Source organism: Tsukamurella pseudospumae (genome assembly GCF_001575195.1).
GTDB classification, from domain to species: Bacteria; Actinomycetota; Actinomycetes; order Mycobacteriales; family Mycobacteriaceae; genus Tsukamurella; species Tsukamurella pseudospumae.
The window spans coordinates 799,382-819,610 of record NZ_LSRF01000001.1; the positions used below are offsets into that span (position 1 = coordinate 799,382).

22 protein-coding genes are annotated in these 20,229 nt (G+C 71.6%); 14 read left to right on the plus strand and 8 right to left on the minus strand.

Going from position 1 to position 20,229, the window contains the following annotated elements:
* Nucleotides 1-15: 15 nt before the first annotated feature.
* The 6 genes from AXK60_RS03735 to AXK60_RS03760 all read left to right on the plus strand — a co-directional run bounded on the left by AXK60_RS03735 (nt 16) and on the right by AXK60_RS03760 (nt 4,149).
* The gene (locus AXK60_RS03735; RefSeq protein ID WP_068569632.1) at nt 16-798 is read left to right on the plus strand and encodes an SDR family NAD(P)-dependent oxidoreductase; all 783 of its coding nucleotides are present in this window, start codon (nt 16-18) and stop codon (nt 796-798) included.
* The gene (gene cbiE, locus AXK60_RS03740; protein WP_068569634.1) at nt 795-1,940 is read left to right on the plus strand and encodes a precorrin-6y C5,15-methyltransferase (decarboxylating) subunit CbiE; all 1,146 of its coding nucleotides are present in this window, start codon (nt 795-797) and stop codon (nt 1,938-1,940) included. The genes AXK60_RS03735 and cbiE overlap by 4 nt, the downstream gene beginning before the upstream one ends.
* Nucleotides 1,937-2,695 carry a precorrin-4 C(11)-methyltransferase gene (gene cobM / locus AXK60_RS03745; RefSeq protein ID WP_068569637.1) on the plus strand — a complete coding sequence of 253 codons (759 nt, stop codon included), beginning with the start codon at nt 1,937-1,939 and terminating at the stop codon, nt 2,693-2,695. Before cbiE ends, cobM begins: the two co-directional genes overlap by 4 nt.
* Nucleotides 2,692-3,429: a cobalt-precorrin-6A reductase gene (locus AXK60_RS03750; RefSeq protein WP_068569639.1), complete on the plus strand. Its 738-nt coding sequence runs from the start codon at nt 2,692-2,694 to the stop codon at nt 3,427-3,429. The genes cobM and AXK60_RS03750 overlap by 4 nt, the downstream gene beginning before the upstream one ends.
* A gap of 118 nt (nt 3,430-3,547) precedes the next feature.
* A complete protein-coding gene (locus AXK60_RS03755) occupies nt 3,548-3,877 on the plus strand; it encodes a nuclear transport factor 2 family protein (protein WP_068569640.1) in 330 nt (109 codons plus the stop codon).
* 5 nt (nt 3,878-3,882) lie between these two features.
* Nucleotides 3,883-4,149, plus strand: coding sequence for a hypothetical protein (locus tag AXK60_RS03760; RefSeq protein ID WP_068569643.1), 267 nt, complete (start codon nt 3,883-3,885; stop codon nt 4,147-4,149).
* On the opposite strand, the gene AXK60_RS03765 is transcribed toward AXK60_RS03760, so the two are convergent.
* A complete protein-coding gene (locus AXK60_RS03765; RefSeq protein WP_197466710.1) occupies nt 4,130-4,483 on the minus strand; it encodes a MerR family transcriptional regulator in 354 nt (117 codons plus the stop codon). The two genes, AXK60_RS03760 and AXK60_RS03765, sit on opposite strands and share 20 nt — an antisense overlap.
* A 27-nt stretch (nt 4,484-4,510) precedes the next feature.
* On the opposite strand from AXK60_RS03765, the gene AXK60_RS03770 reads away from it, so the two are divergent.
* Both AXK60_RS03770 and AXK60_RS03775 read left to right on the plus strand, forming a co-directional pair.
* Nucleotides 4,511-5,311 (plus strand): alpha/beta fold hydrolase, encoded by an 801-nt coding sequence (locus tag AXK60_RS03770; RefSeq protein ID WP_082777764.1) that lies wholly within the window; start codon nt 4,511-4,513, stop codon nt 5,309-5,311.
* A 19-nt stretch (nt 5,312-5,330) separates the two neighbouring features.
* On the plus strand, nt 5,331-5,933 hold the full coding sequence (locus tag AXK60_RS03775) for a cysteine hydrolase family protein (RefSeq protein WP_068569645.1): 603 nt from the start codon (nt 5,331-5,333) through the stop codon (nt 5,931-5,933).
* Between the two features lie 20 nt (nt 5,934-5,953).
* Here the strand turns inward: AXK60_RS03775 and AXK60_RS03780 are convergent, their stop codons facing one another.
* The 3 genes from AXK60_RS03780 to AXK60_RS03790 are packed head-to-tail and all read right to left on the minus strand — an operon-like array spanning nt 5,954 to nt 7,802.
* Nucleotides 5,954-6,385 carry a PPOX class F420-dependent oxidoreductase gene (locus AXK60_RS03780; protein WP_068569647.1) on the minus strand — a complete coding sequence of 144 codons (432 nt, stop codon included), beginning with the start codon at nt 6,383-6,385 and terminating at the stop codon, nt 5,954-5,956.
* A gap of 43 nt (nt 6,386-6,428) precedes the next feature.
* Nucleotides 6,429-6,731 carry a DUF1330 domain-containing protein gene (locus AXK60_RS03785; RefSeq protein WP_244881005.1) on the minus strand — a complete coding sequence of 101 codons (303 nt, stop codon included), beginning with the start codon at nt 6,729-6,731 and terminating at the stop codon, nt 6,429-6,431.
* A gap of 45 nt (nt 6,732-6,776) precedes the next feature.
* Complete coding sequence (locus tag AXK60_RS03790; RefSeq protein WP_068569651.1) at nt 6,777-7,802, minus strand: Lrp/AsnC family transcriptional regulator; 1,026 nt, start codon at nt 7,800-7,802, stop codon at nt 6,777-6,779.
* Between the two features lie 95 nt (nt 7,803-7,897).
* Between AXK60_RS03790 and AXK60_RS03795 the strand changes: the two genes are divergently transcribed.
* Nucleotides 7,898-9,214, plus strand: coding sequence for an MFS transporter (locus AXK60_RS03795; RefSeq protein ID WP_068569653.1), 1,317 nt, complete (start codon nt 7,898-7,900; stop codon nt 9,212-9,214).
* Nucleotides 9,211-10,407 (plus strand): M20 metallopeptidase family protein, encoded by a 1,197-nt coding sequence (locus AXK60_RS03800; RefSeq protein ID WP_068569655.1) that lies wholly within the window; start codon nt 9,211-9,213, stop codon nt 10,405-10,407. Before AXK60_RS03795 ends, AXK60_RS03800 begins: the two co-directional genes overlap by 4 nt.
* 36 nt (nt 10,408-10,443) lie before the next feature.
* Here the strand turns inward: AXK60_RS03800 and AXK60_RS03805 are convergent, their stop codons facing one another.
* Genes AXK60_RS03805 through AXK60_RS03820 form a run of 4 tightly spaced genes read right to left on the minus strand, consistent with a single transcriptional unit; the run spans nt 10,444 to nt 14,689 of the window.
* Nucleotides 10,444-11,922, minus strand: coding sequence for a precorrin-2 C(20)-methyltransferase (locus AXK60_RS03805; RefSeq protein ID WP_068569656.1), 1,479 nt, complete (start codon nt 11,920-11,922; stop codon nt 10,444-10,446).
* Entirely contained in the window at nt 11,919-12,554 is a 636-nt protein-coding gene (locus AXK60_RS03810; RefSeq protein ID WP_068569658.1) for a precorrin-8X methylmutase, read from the minus strand. The genes AXK60_RS03805 and AXK60_RS03810 overlap by 4 nt, the downstream gene beginning before the upstream one ends.
* A 9-nt stretch (nt 12,555-12,563) precedes the next feature.
* Nucleotides 12,564-13,586, minus strand: a complete 1,023-nt coding sequence (locus AXK60_RS03815) for a nitrite/sulfite reductase (RefSeq protein ID WP_068569659.1) — start codon at nt 13,584-13,586, stop codon at nt 12,564-12,566.
* A gap of 38 nt (nt 13,587-13,624) precedes the next feature.
* Nucleotides 13,625-14,689 (minus strand): beta-ketoacyl-ACP synthase III, encoded by a 1,065-nt coding sequence (locus AXK60_RS03820; protein WP_068569661.1) that lies wholly within the window; start codon nt 14,687-14,689, stop codon nt 13,625-13,627.
* Between the two features lie 170 nt (nt 14,690-14,859).
* Here AXK60_RS03820 and AXK60_RS03825 point away from each other — a divergent pair, with 170 nt between their 5' ends.
* From AXK60_RS03825 to AXK60_RS03840, 4 genes are all read left to right on the plus strand, one after another.
* Nucleotides 14,860-15,477 carry a TetR/AcrR family transcriptional regulator gene (locus AXK60_RS03825; RefSeq protein WP_068569663.1) on the plus strand — a complete coding sequence of 206 codons (618 nt, stop codon included), beginning with the start codon at nt 14,860-14,862 and terminating at the stop codon, nt 15,475-15,477.
* Entirely contained in the window at nt 15,474-15,950 is a 477-nt protein-coding gene (locus AXK60_RS03830) for an FAS1-like dehydratase domain-containing protein (RefSeq protein ID WP_068569665.1), read from the plus strand. Before AXK60_RS03825 ends, AXK60_RS03830 begins: the two co-directional genes overlap by 4 nt.
* 49 nt (nt 15,951-15,999) lie before the next feature.
* Nucleotides 16,000-19,569, plus strand: a complete 3,570-nt coding sequence (gene cobN, locus AXK60_RS03835) for a cobaltochelatase subunit CobN (RefSeq protein ID WP_068569667.1) — start codon at nt 16,000-16,002, stop codon at nt 19,567-19,569.
* A gap of 115 nt (nt 19,570-19,684) precedes the next feature.
* Complete coding sequence (locus AXK60_RS03840) at nt 19,685-20,218, plus strand: FxsA family protein (RefSeq protein WP_068569668.1); 534 nt, start codon at nt 19,685-19,687, stop codon at nt 20,216-20,218.
* The last annotated feature ends 11 nt before the right edge of the window (nt 20,219-20,229 follow it).

The window sequence follows — 20,229 nt, forward strand, 5'->3', positions numbered from 1 at the left end:
CCGTAGTCTGGACCGGTGACGGACAGGATTCCCGACGGTGCGGTGCTCCTCCTCGGCGGCCGGAGCGAGGTCGGCACGGAGGTCGCCAGACGGCTCGCGCCGGGCCGCGACGTGATCCTCGCGGCGCGCCGCCCCGAGTACCTGGACGAGCAGATCGCGCTGCTGCGGGAGGCGGGCGCCACCGGAGTCTTCCCGATCGCCTTCGACGCCGACCGCACCGACGAGCACGCCGCGGTACTCGCCGAGGTGGCCGATCGGTTCGGTCGGATCGGTGTGGCGGTGGTCGCGTTCGGGATCCTGGGCGATCAGGCGCGTGCCGAGGAGGACCCGCAGCACGCGGTGCAGATCGCGCAGACCGACTACGTGGCGCAGGTGTCGATCCTGCTGAGCTTGTCCAAGCTCCTGCGCGCCCAGGAACCGCGCGAGGGTCGACGGGGCGCGATCGTCGCCTTCTCGTCGGTTGCGGGCGTGCGGGTGCGCAAGGCCAACTTCGTGTACGGGAGCACCAAGGCCGGCCTCGACGGCTTCGTGCAGGGGTTCGCGGACTCGCTGCACGGCTCCGGCGTTCAGGTCCTGCTCGCGCGGCCCGGGTTCATCGTCGGCGCGATGACGCGCGACCTCATGGCCTCCGGCGTGCAGCCGGCGCCGTTCAGCCGCACGGCGCCGCAGGTCGCGGAGGCGACGGTGCACGCGCTGCGCCGGGGCCGTCGGGCGGTGTGGATCCCGGGCGTGCTGCGCCCGCTCTACGCGGGGCTGCGGTTCGTCCCGCAGGCGGTCTGGCGCCGGATGCCCCGATGACGGTGACGGTGGTCGGCATCGGCGCGGACGGCTGGGCCGGGCTCACCGAGGGTGCGCGCCGAGAGCTGCAGGGTGCCACGACGATCCACGGGGCGCAGCGACACCTCGAATACCTGCCCGGCGAGGTCGCCGCCGACCGGCGGCCGTGGCCGTCGCCGCTGCTGCCCGCGCTCGACGACCTGCCGGACGGGGTGCACGTGCTCGCCAGCGGCGACCCGATGTTCTACGGGATCGGCGCCACTCTGTCGCGGCGCCGCCCGGACCTCGCGCTGCGGGTGCTGCCCCACCTGTCGTGCTTCGCTCTGGCCTGCGCGCGGCTGGGATGGCCGGCCGAGGAGGTGGTCGTGGTGTCCGCGGTCGCGCGGGACCCCGCCCCGGTGGTCCGTGCGGTCCGCGCGGGCCGCCGCGCGATCGTGCTGAGCGAATCCGGTTCCACCCCCGCGCAACTGGCCGACCTGTTGCACGACGCCGGTCCGACCCCGACGATGACCGTCCTCGAGCAGCTGGGCGGCCCGCGGGAGAAGGTGCGCACCTACCGGCGTTCGATGCGGGTCGACGACCTCAACGTCCTCGCGATCGACCCGGTCGCCCCGGGTAGCACCGACGGGGATTTCGAGTTCGAGCACGACGGCCAGATCACCAAGCCGGACATCCGCGCGCTGACGGTGGCGGCGCTGCGGCCGTCGAGCGGATGGATCTGGGACTTCGGTGCCGGTTCCGGCTCCGTCGGCATCTCGTGGGCGCTGGCCGGCGGCGGCTCCGTCGCTGCGGTCGAACGCCGGACCGACCGCGCGGAACGGGTGGCGCGCAACGCCGCCCGCGCGGGCGTCCCCCTCGAACTCGTCGTCGGCGACACAGCCGAGCTGACCGCGGAGATGCCGGTGCCCGACGCGATCTTCATCGGCGGCGGCCTCACCGAGAACCTCGCCGCGGCGTGCGTCGGCGTATTGCCGCCGGGCGGGCGACTGGTGGCGAACACGGTCACCGTCGAGGGGCAGTCGCTCGTGGCACTGCTGCGCAACCGGTTCGGCGGTGAGCTGCGCAGTTACGCCGTGTCGGATCTCGCGGCGCTCGGCGCCGGGACGGCGTGGCAGCCACGCCGCCCGATCGTGCAGTGGGCCTACGTCAAGGAGTCGTCGTGACCGTCTACTTCATCGGTGCGGGACCGGGCGCACCCGACCTGCTGACGTTACGTGGCGCGGATCTGCTGGCCCGGTGCACGGTGTGCCTGTACGCGGGATCCCTCGTGCCGCAGGAGATGCTGGACCGCTGCCCGCCGGGCGCGCGGCTCGTCGATACGGCGCGGATGCCCTTGCCGGACATCGTCGGCGAGCTGGTCGCCGCGCACGCCGCCGGCCTGGACGTGGCGCGGCTGCACTCCGGCGACATCTCGCTGTACTCGGCGTTCACCGAGCAGGCGGGCCGGCTCGACGCGGCGGGAGTTCCCTACGAGATCGTGCCGGGTGTCCCCGCGTTCGCCGCCGCGGCGGCGTCGCTGCGCCGCGAGCTGACGGTGCCCGGCGTGGGACAGTCCTTGCTGGTCACGCGCGTGTCCACACTCTCGACGGACATGCCGCCGGGGGAGGACCTCACCTCCCTCGCCCGCACGGGCGTCACGCTCGCGCTGCATCTCGCCGCCCACCGCGCGCAGGCGATCGCCGACGAGTTGACCCCGCATTACGGCGCCGACTGCCCGGTCGCGGTGGTGGCCTTCGCCAGCCGCCCGGACGAGCGGGTGGTCCGGTGCACCCTGGCGGACCTGCCGCGGCGGCTCGCGGAGGAGGGCATCACCAAGACCGCGGTGATCTTCGTCGGAAAAGTGCTGGCGCCGGCGGAATTCGAGGAGAGTTACCTCTACTCGGCGCGCCGCCTGCGCGTTCCCGGGGCGAGCCATTGACCCGGGTGCTGGTGCTCGGCGGCACGGCCGAGGCCCGGGAACTGGCCCGCCTGTTGCACGAGGACGACCGTTTCGAGGTCCTCAGCTCGCTCGCCGGCCGGGTCGCGAATCCGCGCTTGCCGGTGGGGGAGACGCGGATCGGGGGGTTCGGCGGACCGTCGGGCCTGGCGGAGCTTCTCGAGGACTTCGACGTGCTCGTGGACGCGACGCACCCCTTCGCCGCGACGATCTCCCGCAACGCGGCGGAGGCCGCCCAGCGGGCCGGGGTGCCGCTTCTCGCCCTGGTCCGACCGCCGTGGTCGCGCGCGCCCGGCGACCGCTGGACCGTCGTCCCGACGGTGCCCGCCGCAGCAGCCGAACTCGCCGAGCGGGCGCCCGCCCGGGTGTTGCTGACGACCGGGCGGCAGGACGTCGGCGAGTTCGCGGCGCTCGGCGACCACTGGTTCCTCGTCCGCGTGGTCGACGCCCCGTCGGGCCCGCTGCCGCGCCGGCACGTGCTGCTCCGCGACCGAGGACCCTACACTCCGGAGTCCGAACGGACCCTACTGCGCGAGAACGCTATCGACGTCCTGGTCACCAAGAACAGCGGCGGCGACCTGGTGTCCGCGAAGCTCGCCGCGGCCCGCGAACTCGGGCTGGAGGTAATCGTCGTGGATCGGCCCTCCCGCCCGGACGGCGTCCCGACCGTGCCGACCGCCGCCGAGGTGTACGCACGGCTCGTCGCCGGGCTCTGATCCACAACAGGAGCTTGTGGATCGCCCCGGAATTCGAGCGGCACGCGCGGACCGTGGCCCCTACGATGGTTGATGTGGGACTGCAACGTCCCGCCCGACGACGAACCAGGAGACGCGCATGACGAGCATCGAGATCCCCAGCCCGGTAGCCGAATTCATCGACGTCGTGAACGCCGGTGACGAGACCGCGTTCCTCGACGCCTTCACGGCGGACGGCTTCATCGACGACTGGGGTCGCGTGTTCGGCGACCGCGCGGCGATGCAGGGGTGGTCGGCGAATGAATTCATCGGCGCGAAGGGCGTTCTCACGCCCCAGAGGGTCACCATCGACGGCGATACCGTGACCGTGATCGGAGACTGGCGCAGCACGCACGCCAACGGCCTCAGCTCGTTCGCGTTCGTCGTCGCGGGAGACAGGCTCGCCTCCATGACCATTCGCGAGGGCTGACCGCCGTGCGGACGATCATCATCGTCGCCGTCGGCATCGTCCTCGCAGTGGCGTTCCTCGCCGTCGGGCGTGCGGTGCGGAGCGTCGGGGCGCAGCGCGCCGCCGCAGCGTTCGTCCTCGTGTGGATCCTCGCCATGATCGCGAACATGATCGTCGGCATGACCCACGGCTACTCCTTCGGCGAGGAGTTCCCGATCCTGCTGGTCAACGTCCTGCCGGGTGCAGTGGTCGCGCTGATCGGCGCCCGGCTGCTCACGCGAGCAGGGCGCTGACGGCCGAGCGCCGCCGTGCGAGTTCGTCCAGGTCGGCGTCCAGGCGGGCCAGAGTGGCACGCATCGTTGCCTCGATGGTGGGGCACAGTTCGACGGTCCGCTCGTGCCGCACGCAGGGGAGGATGACGCCGATCGAGTCCGTGTCGAAGCCGGCGTCGAGGAGGCCGCGGATCCGGCGGACCTGCAGCGGCGCGCCGTCGTCGTAGACGCGATAGCCGGCGGGGGTGCGCCTCGACGTCAGGAGCCCCTTCTCCTCGTAGTACCGGAGCGAGCGTGCGCTCGCACCCGTGACCTCGGACAACTCGCCGATCAGCATCTCGGTCTTGACCTTCACACCGGTGTCAACCCACAGACTGGGGCCATGCATTCCGATGACGCTGCACAGATCCTGTCCGGTTCCCAGTACGAGGTCGTCGACGGTGGTGGAGAGGGCCCCGTCGTGGCGCTCGCCCACGGCGCCGGCGGAGGTGTGCGGGAGAACTTCGCGCCGTTGATCGACGGCATCGGCGAGCGACGGTTCGTCGGACCGTACTGGCCGGGCTCCGGTGACACACCCCGATCCGGCGCCCCGCTCGAACTCGATGCCCTCGCGGACGCCGTGGTCGCCGCCGGGGTGAGCAGCGGTGCCGATCGCTTCCCGGTCGTGGGCCTGTCACTCGGCGCCGCTGTCGCTGTGACAGCCGCCCTGCGCCATCCCGAGCATGTTTCGGGCCTGATACTCACGGTGGGGGTCGCCCGCGCGGACGTGCGCGTGCGGGCCGCGACCGACTCCTTCCGCGCCCTCGCGGCGGCCGGCGCCCCGGAACTGGCGGCGTACGTCCTCCGAGCCTGCTCGACCGACGAGCAACTCCGCGGCCTCTCGCCCGAGGATGCGGAACGGATCATCGCCGACGTCCGTGCCGCGATTCCTCCGGGCGCTCCGGAGCAGATGGAGCTCGCCGGCCGCGTGGACGTGACCGGTCTGCTGTCCGCGATCGCCGTCCCGACTCTGGTCGTCGTCGGTGGCGGCGACAGGCTGATCCCACCGGACATCGAGCGGGAGTTCGGCACCGTCCGGGGCGCACGGGTCATCGAGTACGACGGTGCCGGCCACATCTTCACCCCGCCCGAGGCGACGGTGTGGGCAGCCGATGTCGCGGACTTCCTGCACACCCTGCCGTGAGGGCGTGCATGATCGGCGCATGAGTACGGCAGTCCTGGCCCTGCACTGGCAGGTGAACGTGATCGAGCCCGAGGGCTTCTTCGGCCCCATGCTGGCCGGTCCCGTGGCGGAGTCCGGTGTCGTCGACCGCGCCGCGGCGTTCCACGACCTGGCACTGGCAGCTGGAATTCCGGTGATCTTCACGCGGTTCACGGTTCCGGAGGACGAGGGCGAGCTGGTCCGCAACACCGGCTTCATGCAGGCCGTCGGGGACGCACAGGAGGCCTTTCGCCCCGAGTCCGACGGTGCCCGGATCATCGACATCATGGCGGACCAGCCGACCGCGGTGTACGACAACCAGCGCCTGTCCGGCCTGGCGGGTCCGGCCACGGATTGGCTCGCGGAGCACGGCATCGACACGATCTACATCACCGGCGTCGCGACGAATCTCACCGTCGAGCAGACGGCCCGGCACGGCACCGATCTCGGCCTGATCGTGCACGTCGTCGAGGACTGCGTCGCCGCCGGCGACCCAGCGGTACACGACGCGTCACTGGACAATCTCGACCTGGCCACGGCCGGGCGCGTCACGGCGGCCGAGGCCGTGACGCGATTCGCCCTTGAATTCGAACAGAACGGATAGTCGGACCGAGCGACCGCCTCTCAGCGCAGCTTGGCGCCGTACACGTGGGTGATCGTCAGGATCAGCAGGACTCGACGGTCCGCGACCATGACGGCCCGGTACTCGTCCCAGTCGGGATGCTCGCCCGCGCCGCGACGGTAGTAGTCGACGAGGGAGTCGACCTCCGGGCCGTTCGGGTCGGAGCCCGGGCCGATCAGCTCGGCGGCACCCTCCGCGGTGGCCCAGGTGTAGCCGTCGGCGCTGGTGAATTCGACGGCCGCCCGCGGATCGCGCCGGAGGTTCGCCTCCTTGGCCCGGCCTGCTGTCATCGATACCAGGATCCGGTCGGCGCCCGCGTCGTACACCGTCGTCACGGGCGAGAGCTGGGGCATGCCGTTCGCTCGCAGGGTCGCGAGGACCCCGATGCGGCTGGTGGCGATCAGGGCGCGGGGGTCGAACTCACTGGAAGCCATGCCCCGTGCAACGCCGCCACCGCAGCGGCTGTTCCTCGGGGCGTCAGGAACCCTCGCAGATCCGGATCTCCCGGACCGCACCGTCGCCCAGTGCCGCAAGGGCCTCCTGGTAGGCGGGGGAGTCGTGGGTGGCGACGGCCTGCTCGAGGCTGTCGAACTCGATCACGGTGGTGCGCTCGATCTTTCCGGCCTCGTAGGCGACGGCCGCCTGGCCGCGCACGATGAACCGACCGCCGCCCGCGATGATGGCCGGGCCGCCGATCGCGGAGTACGCCGCCATCTTCTCGGGATCCTTGATCTCCTGGTAGAACGCGATCCAGTACGCCTTCGCCATCTCTTCACCCATCGTCGCAGCCGTCGGAAGAACGCCTCGACGATAGTCGGCTCGCGATCACGACACGGAGACGGGCACGAGCCGCACCGCGCGCCCGTCGTCGTCGAGCACCCGCCCCATCCGTTTGATGTGCACCAGCGCGACCGCCCGATCCACCGTCTCCAGGTCGGGCACGCGCTCGCTGAGCTGCGCCTCGAGACGCTGCAGGTCTCCCGCCGAGCGCAGCCAGAGAGAGGCGAACATGTTGGTCGGGCCGCCGGTGATCGCGGCACAGACGCGGACCTCGGGCACGCCGGCCATCCCCGCGAGGACGGCGTCGAGCCGGGCCGGCGGTACGCGGCACCAGATGCTGCCCGATACCGGCCACCCGCTCAACGGCTGCGCCACCTCGCAGCGCAGGACCACGGCGCCGGACGCCAGGAGGCGGTGCGCGCGCCGTCGAGCGGTGGAGACGGACATGCCGGTCCGCACCGCGAGGTCCGTGAATCCGGCTCGCCCGTCCCGAAGCAGCTCCGTCACCAGGTCGTGGTCGCGGTGGTCGGCGCGCTCGGGCCGGATCTCCAGGGCGGGACGGTCCGCGGCGAGACGCCGTGCGGTGGCCGCGTCGAGGGCCCGCAGGCGCCAGTCGGCACCGTCGGTCCTGGCGGTCGTGACGATGTGCACCCGGGTGCCGATCACCCCGTCGGTCGCGCCGAGTTCGTCGCGCAGGAGCCTCGACAGCGCCACGAGATCGACGACGAGGACGGTGAGCAACAGGTCCCGGCCGCCCGAGGTGTGCTCGATGGTGAGTACCCGAGGCTTCGGGACCAGCTCCTGCGCCACCGCGTCGGCGGAGCCGGCACGGCAGTTGACCTCGATGAACGCGATGAGGGGCGAGCCGGGGCCGCCCAACCCCGGGTGCGCCGACATCCACGCCCGGCCGGAGGCGGTGAGGCCGGCCCACGCGCGCGCGGCGGTGTCGGGATCGATACCCAGCGCTTCGCCGATCAGAGTCCAGGAAGCGCGAGGGTGGATCTGGAGCGCGTTGACGATCTTCCGCTCCAGCTCGGTCAATGCGACGATTCTCCGATCATCGAACTCCATGACGGCGATAATCCCACAGATCATCGGCATTGTGAGCGCGGTCACCACTATTGAGCCACCGCCGCACCGGCGGGCAGTAGGAAGGACCAGCGACAGTGACCACTCAACTCGAGAAGGCGGCGGCTCCGCGTCGCGCTCGCTCACGCAAGGAACTGGCGGCATCGACCGTCGGCTCGATCGTCGAGTCCTACGACTGGAACATGTACGCCGTCCTCGCGCCGTTCTTCGCGACCACGGTCTTCGGCGGGGGTGGCGGCAAGCTGCTCGCCGCCTATGCCGGTTTCGCCGTCGGCTTCCTCGCCCGGCCGATCGGCAGCGTCGTCATCGGGCGGTTCAGCGACAAGTACGGTCGCCGCCTCGGCCTGACCCTGAGCATGAGTCTCATCGCCGCCGCGAGCCTCGGCATCGCGCTGCTCCCCTCGGCGTCCATGATCGGCGTCTGGGCCGGCGTGCTGGCGGTGCTGTTGCGCCTGGTCCAGGGCCTCGCGTACGGCGGCGAGACGCCGACCGTCGCGGCGTACGTCACCGAAGCCGCACCCCGCGACAGCCGCTGGCGATTCAGTGCGATCTCGTACGGCGGCATCGTGATCGGATCACTGTTGTCCTTCGGCACGATCGCGGTGATGTACGCGGTGTTCGGCAAGGACGGACTCAGCAACGGCGGCTGGCGCTGGGGCTTCATCGCCGCCGCACTCATCGGCCTGCTCGCGATCTGGGTCCGGTCCTTCGCACCGGAGACCGAGTCCTTCGAGAAGATGTCCGCTGAGCACGGCACGAAGCGCCCGCCGATCTCGTCGGTCTTCCGGGAGCATCGCTGGGCCTGCCTAGCCCTGCTCGCGTTCACGATCTCGACGACGGTGCCCTTCTACTTCGCGCTCGTCTACCTGCCCGTGTACGCCGACAACATCGGTGCGGCGCAGAAGGCCTCGGCGTCCAGCTTCATGACGATCGTGCTCGCCGTCGTGCTGGTCGCGATGCTCTCACTCGGCGCTCTCGCCGACCGGATCGGCCCGCTGAAGGTGCTGCGCACCGGCTACATCCTGCAGATCGTGCTGACTCTCCCGCTGATCCTCGCGATGCGCTCGCACGTCCTGCCCTTCTGGGTCACCGCGCTGATTCTCGGCGTCATGGTCGCACCGATGCTCATGGTCACGAACGTGTACGGCGGCCTCCTGTTCCCGACCGCCCTGCGCGCCGTCGGCGGGGGCATCGTCACCGCCGCCGCGGTCGCGATCTTCGGCGGCACCTTCCCCCTGCTGGCCGAATGGCTGCACGAGAACGGCGGCTACGCCGTCCTGCCCTTCTACGTCACCGCGGTCGCGGTCATCGGCCTCGCCGGGACCTTCGCCGCGGTCCGCGCCCGCACCTTCACCGATGCCCTCTCCACCGACTCGAACGGAGCCACCCGATGACCACCCGCGCCGACGCCACCCAGATGCTCGACGAGCTCCAGCGATTCCGCCGCGACCTGCACGCGCACCCGGAACTCGGTCTGCAGCTGCCGCGCACGCAGGAGAAGGTCGCCGACTTCCTCGGCGGGCTGCCCCTGGAGATGACCCCCGGGAAGCAGCTCACCTCCCTGACCGCCGTGCTCCGCGGCGGCCGCCCCGGCCCGACGGTGCTCCTCCGCGGCGATATGGACGCCCTCCCGGTCGCCGAGCGCACGGGCCTCGACTTCGCCTCCGCCACCGGCGATATGCACGCCTGCGGCCACGACCTGCACACCACCATGCTGGCCGGCGCGGCCCACCTGCTCAGCGCCCGCCGCGATCAACTGGCCGGTGACGTGGTCTTCATGTTCCAGCCGGGCGAGGAGGGCTACGACGGCGCCCGCCTCATGGTCGAGGAGGGCGTGCTCGAGGCCTCGGGCACGCGCCCCGTCGCCGCCTACGGACTGCACGTGATGAGCGCGGCGGTACCGGCCGGGCAGTTCGGCACCCGCGCGGGCGCGATGCTCTCGGCGTCGGATGCGGTGAAGGTCACCGTCCGCGGCCACGGCGGCCACGGCTCGATGCCGCACCACGCCGTCGACCCGGTCCCGATCGCCTGCGAGATGGTGCTCGCGCTGCAGTCGATGATCACCCGCCGCATCGACATCGGCGACCCGGCTGTGCTCACCGTCGGCTCGATCCACGGCGGTACGCAGAACAACGTCATCCCCGAGGACGTGACCTTCGAGGTCACCGTTCGTACCTTCTCCGGCGCGACGCACGAAGCGGTCCGGGACGGCCTGTTCCGGGTGTGCCGCGGCATCGCGGCGGCCCACGGCGCCGAGGTCGACATCGATTGGCAGGACCTGTATCCCGTGACGATGAACAACGCCGCCGAGGCGGAGTTCGCCGCGACCGCCGTGGCCGAGGCCGTCGGCGAGGAGAACTTCGCCTGGTGGCCGCGCCCGCTCAGCGGCTCGGAGGACTTCTCCCGCGTCCTCGACGAGGTGCCCGGCGCCTTCCTCATGCTGGGCGCGACGCCTGCAGGTGCGGATCCGGAGAAGGCCCCGAACAATCACTCGGCCTACGCCGCCTTCGACGACTCCGTGCTCGGCGACGGCGCCGCGGTCTACGCGGAGCTCGCGCTCCGCAGGCTCGCTGCTGCCTCCGCCTGACGGTCCGCCATCGCCGGCGGACCTGCCGGCCCGGCGTCAGTACCTGCGCGGCGTGTGCACGATCCGGCCGGCGGCGCGGTCGGTGACCTCGGTGCGCGAGGACCCGACGATGAGCAGGCACCGCATGTCGACCTGCTCCGGGTCGAGCTCGCCCAGAGTGGTCACCGTCAGCGTCTCCTCCGGCGAGCCGACGGCGCGGCCGATCACCACGACGGTCTCGGGCGCGCGGACCTCGAGCAGGACCTCCCGCATCCGGACCAGCTGCTCGCGCCGGGTCTTCGAGGCGGGGTTGTACACGGCGAGGGCGAGATCCGCGCTCGCCACGGCGCGCAGCCGTTGCTCGATGACCTCCCAGGGCTTGAGGTAGTCGGACAGCGAGATCGCGGCGTAGTCGTGGCCCAGAGGAGCGCCGACTCGGCTGGCGACGGCGTTCGCCGCCGTCATCCCGGGGAGGACGCGCACGGGCACGTCGTGGAAGTCGGGGTCCGCGGCGACCTCCGCGACGGCGGAGGCCATCGCGAAGACACCGGGGTCGCCGGAGCTCACCACCGCCACCCGGGCGCCGTTCGCGGCCAACGACAATGCGTGCCGGGCCCGCTCCGCCTCGACCCGGTTGTCGGAGGCGTGCACCCGCTGGCCGGGGCGGGGCCGCACCCGGTCCGTGTAGGTCTGATAGCCGACGATGTCCGTGGCCTCGGCCAGCTCGTGCCGGACCTCCGGGGTGGTCCACGCCTCGTCGCCGGGTCCCAGTCCCACGACGACGACCTCGCCGCGCGCGGTCGACGGTGCGCCCGGCGCGTTGATCCGCCCGGGCACGAGCACCGTCGCGAAGTACGGCACGTCGGCGGCGCTCACGTCGCCGAGTGCGAGGACCCGTTCGTCGGCGCGGCTCGCGCGCTCGACGTACCAGGCCGCGTCGGCGCGGCCCGCGGCGTGCAGCGCACCGTCGACCGTGGGGAAGGTCCGGCCCAGCTTCATGATCGCGGCGGCGTCGGTATCGGCGAGCCGGCGACGCAGCTCGGGTTCGGGCAGGGTTCCGGGCAGCACGGTGAGCACCTCGTCGGCCTCCACGAGCGGGACGCCCGTCGCCGCCGCGGCGGCGCTCACCGAGGTCACGCCGGGCACGATGAGACACTCGAACCTGTCCCGGAGCCGCTTGTGCATGTGCATGTACGAGCTGTAGAACATCGGGTCGCCCTCGGCGAGGAGGGCGACCTTCCGTCCGGCGGTGAGGTGCTCGGCGAGCTGCTCGGCGGCCTGGGCGTAGAAGTCCTCCAGCGCGCCGCGGTAGCCGCCGGGGTGATCGGTGGTCTCGGTGGTCACCGGGTACATGAGCCGGATCTCGATCTGCCCCTCACGCAGGTACGGCGCCGCGCAGGCCCGCGCGTTCGAACGGCCGTGCCGCGCACTGTGATAGGCCACCACGTCGGCCTCGGAGATGAGCCGCGCCGCCTTGACGGTGACCAGCTCGGGGTCGCCGGGGCCCACGCCCACGCCGTACAGGATCCCCGTCACAGCTCCTCCTCCCGCGCCAGCGCGTTGAGCGCGGCGGCCGTGATCGCGCTGCCGCCGCGGCGGCCCAGCACGGTGATGTACTCGACGCCGAGATCCTCCGCCTCGGCGACGAGCGCGTCCTTGGATTCGGCGGCGCCGATGAACCCGACCGGGATGCCCACCACCACCGCGGGTTTCGGGGCTCCCGCAGCCAGCAGATCCAGCAGGTGGAACAGGGCCGTCGGGGCGTTACCGATGGCGACCACGGCACCGTCGAGCCGCTCGCCCCACAGCTGGACGGCCGCAGCGCTGCGCGTCGTGCCCAGCTCGGCGGCCAGGTCCGGCACGCGCGGGTCGCGCAGCAGGCAGGTGACCGCGTTGTCGGTGGGAAGACGCGTGCGGGTCACGCCGTGCGCCACCATGTTCGCGTCGGTGAGGATGGGCGCGCCGGAGCGGAGGGCTTCGCGACCGGCCGCGACGGCACCGTCGGAGACGCGGATGTCGCGCGCGAGATCGGTCTGGCCCGCGGCGTGGATCATGCGGACCGCCACCGTCTCCGCGGCGCCGGACAGGCCGGAGAGATCGGATTCCGCGCGGATCGTGGCGAACGATCGCCGATAGATCTCGGCGCCGTCGGTGAGGTAGTCGTGCACCCGGGAAGCCTAGTCGTCGGCCCCGTCGCGCACGACCACCCGTCGGTGTTCGCCCGACGGTGCGCCGCACCCGCGTGCGCAGGCCACGACGTGGACGCGTTCGTCGTCGCCGATCGTGCCCGCCAATTCCGCGGCGTGCGCCAGCGCGTCGCCCTGTGCCCGGGCGCACCCGTGATCACCGACGCAGGCGCTGACTCGCAGCAATGGTGAGTTCGCGTCGAAGATCAGGCCCCTCGGGGCGAGCACCCGGACCACGGTCTCCGCCGCGCCCTCGTCGAGGCCGTGAAGGTACAGGGTCCGCCACGGCGTGATCGTGATCGGATGGTCGACCGCGGCCACGAACTGCGCGGTGCGCGGATCGAGGCGGCCCAGGGGGACGCCGGCCCCGAGCACGACGGTCCCGTCCGCCTGGTCGAACCATCCGACGGGCGGCGGGTTCGGCGGCTCGGGGACGTCCCGGGGCCCCGTCACGCGGCCGCCCAGGGCCCGAGCGATGCGCCGGGCACCGTCGGGCAGGTCCCGGATGCGCCATTCATCGGCCCGCACGTCCAGGAAGGCCTGCGCTGCGTCCAGCAGGTGCGGGGCGGTGGCGGGCAGGTCGGTCGGGTGGCCGTCCAGGTGCACCACTCCGTCGCGGATCTCGGCGTCCGCGGCCAGCGCGGCGACATCGCCGGTCCCGTCGTCGAGGGCGAACAGGAAGCGGCCCGGGAGCTCTGCGAGCTCGGGGCGGGCCTGCAGCGCCTCGTCGAGTCGCGCGGCCGTGTCGCGCACGTCGGACGACAGGGGAGAGGCGACGATGTTGCGCACCCGCTCGTGACTGTCGGACGGAAGCAGCCCGGTGGCCATGAGGCGCTCCCGCGCGGCGTCGAGATCGACGACGCCGCGCAGCTGAACGTTGCCGCGCGAGGTCAGTTCGAGCGCGTTCTCACCGGCGAGCTCCGCGAGTTCCTGCAGCGCGGCGGGGGAGATCCGGCCGCCGGGCAGGCGCACCCGCACGAGCGCACCGTCGGCCGCCGAGTGCGGCCTGAGCACGCCCGGGCAGGCGTCGGGTTCCTTCGGCGGCAGGGCGATCAGTCCTCGACGTGCACCGGCGGCAGCGTGATGACATGGCCGGCGTAGGCGAGGCCCGAACCGAAGGCCATGACGAGGGCGGTCTGCCCGGGCTTGGCCTTGCCGGTGCGCAGCAGCTCCTCGATGGCGAGCGGGATCGACGCCGCGGAGGTGTTGCCGGTGGTCACGATGTCTTCGGCGACGACGCAGTCGTCGCGCAGCTCGAGCGCCTTGATGAGCACCTGCGTGATGCGGAGGTTAGCCTGGTGCGGCACGAAGACGTCGATGTCCTTCGACGTCAGGCCGGCCACCTTGAGCGCCTCCTGGCACGCGGGGAGCAGCGCGGTGGCGGCCCAGCGGAAGACCTTGCGGCCCTCCATCCGCAGGTACGGGCGGACGGGCGCCTCGGTCGAGGTGTCGTCGCGGAAGGCGTGCACCTCGTCGAAGTAGGTGCCGAAGTCCTTGTCCTGGTAGATCGCGGTGGTGAAGTCGCCGTCGGCGCCCCACGAGACCTGGGAGACACCCACTTCGTCGGACGGTCCGAGCACGGCGGCGCCGGCACCGTCGGCGAAGATGAACGCGCAGGTGCGGTCCTCGGGCGAGATGAGGTCCGACAGGCGCTCGACGCCCACGACCACGACGTACTTGGCCGTGCCCGCGCGGATCAGGTCGACGCCGACGGCGGCGGCGGTGGTGAAGCCCGAGCAACCGGCCGTGATGTCGAAGGCGGGGATCCCGACCTTGCCCAGCGCCTTCGCGATCTGCGGCGCGAGCGAGGGCCCGAGCTCGAGGCGCGTGTTGGTGGCGGAGATGACGCAGTCGATCTGCTCCGGGTCGATGCCGGAGGCCTTCACGGCGCGCTCGGCGGCCTTGACCGACATCTCCAGGATGGTCTCGTCGTCCTCGGCGAAGTGCCGCGACTCGATGCCCGAGCGGGTCTTGATCCACTCGTCGCTGGATTCGATCTTGTCGACGATCTCGGAGTTCGGCACGACGCGCCGCGGACGGTAGGCGCCGATCCCGAGGTAGCTGACGTTCGACTGCTCAGCGGGGGCGGGAGGGGCGATCCGGGCGGGGGCGGTCATGCGTGTACGACTCCGTTCGAGGGGGATGGCGCAGATGAACCATTCGGTTCATCGACCCGTCATTGGTAACATGAACCGAGCGGTTCAAACAAGCGCCGCCACACCGTGTGGCAACATTCGTCAACAGCGATTCGTTGTTCACTCATCGCCCGGAGGAGAGATCGCGCCCGATGTCGACCGCCCCGAAGCCGCGCCCGCGTCCCCGGGTCCGCCTCGTCAACACCGCCCTGAACCTGGTGGGCCGCCACGGCTTCGCGGACGCCGGGCTCGCCGAGTTGACGGCGCAGTCGCAGGCGTCGAAGAACTCGCTCTACCAGTACTTCCCGGGCGGTAAGGCCGAACTCGTGGAGGCCTCCACCTCGCTCGCCGGACGGCGGCTGTTGCGCTACATCGACGCCGCCACCAGCAAGGGGGAGCCGCACGAGTGGATCGGCCGGTTCATCGAGCTGTGGAAGCGCGTCCTCGTGCGCTCCGAGTTCCAGGTCGGGTGCCCCCTCCTCGCGGCCGCATTGGCCGACGGTGCGCCCCGGGTCCAGGACGCGGCCACCGCCGCGTACACGGAGTGCGAACGCCGCTTCGCCACGGCACTCGTGGACTACGGCGTCGAGGAGCAGGCCGCCCTCGTCTTCGCGTCGGTGTTCATGAGCTCGATCGAGGGCGCCGTCGCACGCGCCCGGGCCGCCCGCGACATCTACCCGCTCACGGACGTCTACCTGTCCATGACGGCGCTGCTCGACCTGACGATGGCCCGTCCGGACGCGGTGCGGGGCGCTACAGTCGCCGAATGACTCGTGGCGACTACACCCTCTGGCTCGACGACTGCTACGCGGTCGACTCAGAGGGCGTACGGGCCTACGCCCGCGCCACCCGGTCGCCGCACGTGGCATACGCGAACAGTCGGGTGATCGCGCACGACACGCCCGTGCCGCCGCTCATCGTCGCCGACCCGGTGTTCAAGGCGGCCGCGAAGCTCATGGCCGACGTGATCGAGGACTTCGACCTGAGCCGCGTGCTCCACGTGGCGCAGACCGTCCGGCAGCTCGTGCCGCTCCGCATCGGCGACGTGGTCTCCCTCGGCGCGCGGATCACCGACCGGATCACGAAAGCGGGCATCGATCTGTTCGAGGTCGACTGTGTCGTGTCCACCTCCGACGGGGTCCGGATCGAGACGGCCAGCACCGTCGCCTACGCCGCCGACGCCGACGTACCGGACATCGGGGACGCCTCCGCGGCGGTGATCATGCACGGCGCCGTGCTCTGACCGCGCCTGCCCGGACGGTGACCGGAGGCGGTGACATAGGGTCGCCTACATGATCCTGTTGCTGTCGACGTCCGACACCGATCTGTTGAGCGCGAAGGCGAGTGGCGCCGACTACCGCTGGGCGAATCCCGCACGTATCAGCGTCGACCTCGACCTGCCCGGCCTGCTCGACGGTGCCGACATCGTCGTCGTGCGCATCCTCGGCGGCCGCCGCTATTGGGAGAACGGGCTCGACGCCCTCGCCGCGAGCGGCAAGCCGGTGGTCGTGGTCTCGGGGGAGCAGTCGCCCGATGCCGACCTCATGGAGGCCTCGACGGTGGCCGCCGGCGTCGCCACGCAGGCGCACGCCTACCTGGCCGAGGGCGGTCCCGAGAATCTGGCACAGCTGTACAACTTCCTCTCGGACACCGTCCTGTTGGCCGGTGAGGGCTTCGAGCCACCGGTGACCGCGCCGCAGTGGGGCATCGTCCCTCGACCGGCCGTCTCCGCCGGGCCGCGCGTGGGCGTGCTCTACTACCGGGCCCAGCACCTGGCCGGGAACACCGCCTACATCGACGCGCTCGCCGCGGCGATCGAGTCGCGCGGCGGCACGGCCGTGCCGATCTTCTGTGCCTCCCTGCGCGCCGCCGACGACGCGCTGTTCACCGAACTCGCGACCCTCGACGCGCTGGTCGTGACGGTGCTCGCCGCGGGCGGTGTCAACGCGGCCGGTGCGGCCGCGGGCGGTGACGACGAGTCGTGGGACGTGGGTCGGCTCGCCGCCCTCGACATCCCGATCCTGCAGGCGCTGGCGCTGACCACCTCCCGCGAGCAGTGGGAGTCCAGCGACGACGGCCTCAGCCCGCTCGACGTCGCGACGCAGGTCGCGATCCCCGAGTTCGACGGCCGCATCATCACCGTGCCCTTCTCCTTCAAGGAGATCGGCGACGACGGCCTCCCGTCCTACGTGCCCGACGCCGAGCGCGCCGGCCGCGTCGCGGGCCTGGCCCTGCGCCACGCGCGGCTGCGCTCGATCCCGAACGGCGAGAAACGGATCGCGCTCATGCTGTCGGCCTACCCGACCAAGCACGCCCGGATCGGCAACGCCGTCGGCCTGGACACGCCGCAGTCGGCTCTGGAGTTGATCCGTCGATTCGCGCAGGCGGGCTACGACATCGGCGAGCCGTCCGCGATTCCAGGATTGGAGGCGGACGACTCCGACGCGTTCATCCACGCCGTCATCGCCCGCGGCGGACAGGACCCCGACTGGCTCTCCGCCGAGCGGCTCGACGGGAGTGAGGTCACCGTCGACCCCGAGACCTACCGCGCCTGGTTCGCCACGCTCCCGCTGGAACTGCGCGACGCCGTGACCGAGCACTGGGGCGAGGCGCCCGGCGCGCTGTTCACGACGGGCTCCGGCGACATCGCGATCGCCGCGCTGCGGTTCGGCAACCTCACGGTGATGGTCCAGCCGCCCCGCGGGTTCGGCGAGAACCCCGTGGCGATCTACCATGATCCGGACCTGCCGCCGAGCCACCACTACCTGGCCAGCTACCGCTGGGTCGCGGACCGCGAGAACGGCTTCGGCGCCGACGCGGTGATCCACCTCGGCAAGCACGGCAACCTCGAATGGCTGCCCGGCAAGACGCTCGGCATGTCCGCCGCGTGCGGCACCGACGCCGCGCTCGGCGACCTGCCCCTGATCTACCCGTTCCTCGTCAACGACCCGGGGGAGGGGACGCAGGCCAAGCGTCGCGCCCACGCCGTGCTGGTCGACCACCTGATCCCGCCGATGGCCCGGGCCGAGAGCTACGGCGACATCGCCCGCCTCGAGCAGCACCTCGACGAGTACGCCAACGTCGCGAGCCTGGACCCGGCGAAGCTGCCGATGATCCGGCAGCAGATCTGGACGCTGCTGCAGGCCGCGAAGCTCGACCATGATCTCGGGCTCACGGATCAGCCCGACGAGGACTCCTTCGACGACATGATCCTGCACGTCGACGGCTGGCTGTGCGAGATCAAGGACGTCCAGATCCGCGACGGCCTGCACATCCTGGGTCGGGCGCCCGGCGGCGAGGTCGAGACGGACCTCGTGCTGGCGATGCTGCGGGCCAAGCAGATGTGGGCGGGCGCGGTGCACACGCCGGGTCTGCGCGAGGCGCTGGGCCTGGAGGAGAACGGGACCGCTTCGAAGGCGCGAACCGATGAGTTCGAGGCCCGCGCCCGCGAGCTCGTCGTCGCCGCCGCGGCGGTGGACTGGGCACCGTCGGGCATGGCGGCGCTGACGGACGACCCCGCGGTGGCGAAGATCCTCGACTTCGCGGCGACCGAGATCGTGCCGCGCCTGCGTCGCACGGGCGACGAGATCGACCACGTGCTGCGCGCCCTGGACGGCGGCTTCGTGCCCGCGGGACCGTCGGGTTCGCCGCTGCGCGGCCTGATCAACGTGCTGCCCACCGGGCGCAACTTCTACTCGGTCGATCCCAAGGCCGTGCCCTCACGGCTCGCCTGGGCGACGGGGCAGGAATTGGCCTCCTCGCTCGTCTCGCGCTACCACGACGAGCACGGTGAGTACCCGAAGTCCGTCGGCCTGTCGGTGTGGGGCACGTCCGCGATGCGCACCGCCGGCGACGACATCGCCGAGGTGCTGGCGCTGCTCGGCGTGACCCCGGTCTGGGACGAGCAGTCCCGCCGCGTCTCCGGCCTGGAGGTCATCGGCCTGGAGGAGCTGGGTCGCCCGCGCATCGACGTCACGGTTCGGATCTCGGGCTTCTTCCGCGACGCGTTCCCGCACGTCGTGGCCATGCTCGACGACGCCGTCCAGCTGGTGGCCCCACTGGACGAGTCGGATGAGGAGAACTTCGTCGCAGCGCACACCCGTGCGGCGTTGGCCGAGCACGGGGATGCGCGACGGGCGACGACGCGCGTCTTCGGCTCCAAGCCCGGTACCTACGGCGCGGGCCTGCTGCAGCTCATCGACTCCAAGAACTGGCGCAGCGACGCCGACCTCGCCGAGGTCTACACGGCGTGGGGCGGGTACGCCTACGGCCGCGGGCTCGACGGCGCGCCGGCGGCCGACGACATGCGGACAGCGTACCGCCGGATCGCGGTGGCGGCCAAGAACATCGACACCCGCGAGCACGACATCGCCGATTCCGACGACTACTTCCAGTACCACGGCGGCATGGTCGCGACGGTCCGCCACCTCACCGGATCCGATCCGGAGGCGTACGTCGGCGACTCGACGCGACCCGACTCCGTGCGGACCCGCACGCTCAGCGAGGAGACCAACCGCGTCTTCCGCGCCCGCGTCGTGAATCCGCGGTGGATGGCGGCGATGCGGCGGCACGGCTACAAGGGTGCCTTCGAGATGGCCGCGACGGTGGACTACCTGTTCGGCTTCGACGCCACCGCCGGTGTCATGGCGGACTGGATGTACGAGAAGCTCACCGAGAACTACGTCCTCGATCCGGAGAACCGGAAGTTCATGGAGGAGTCCAACCCCTGGGCCCTGCACGGCATCGCCGAGCGGCTCCTCGAGGCCTCGCAGCGCGAGCTGTGGAAATCCCCGGACCCCGAGACCCTCGCCGCCCTCCAGCAGACCTATCTGGAGACCGAGGGCGACCTCGAGGACCGCTGACCCCCTTCGAATTGAACACCGTTATGGAGAATCCGACCTGCAGGTTCTCCCTCCATAACGGTGTTCAATTCGAGGAGGAGGGGAACTTTCGGACATCTCCGGCCGTTGTACGGGCATGAAGCTCTTCGCGTTCCTGACCTACATCGTCGTGGAGATCGCGGCGTTCGCCGGCTTGGTGGCCTGGCTGAATTTCGGCTGGGCTCTACTGGTGATGATCGCCGCCACGGCAATCGGCGTACTCATGCTGCGACGGACGGCCGCGGGCGTCCTCCGTGACCTCGGGGAGGCGCTCGACGGTCAGCGGTCCGCCGGACCGGCCCTCATGGACACCGCGATCCTCGCGACGTCGGTCTTCCTCCTCGCCGTGCCCGGCGTGGTCAGCACGGCGCTCGGCCTGCTCCTCCTGGTCAAGCCGGTCCGCGCGGTGGTCCGCCCTGTGGTCGCCTATGTCGGCGCCAAGCGCGTCGCCTCGTTCGTGGAGGAATCCGGCCTGGTCACCGTGCTCGCGGGGCAGCCCCGCGGATTCGGCACCGTCGTCGACGGCGACGTGGTGTCCGGCGCGGCGCGCACCGACGGCCCGATCGTCGACGTGACCGGCCCGGGCGGCCCCGGCCCCCGGCCCGGGTTCCGCGAGCTGCCGCCCGCGTAGCAGACTGGTCC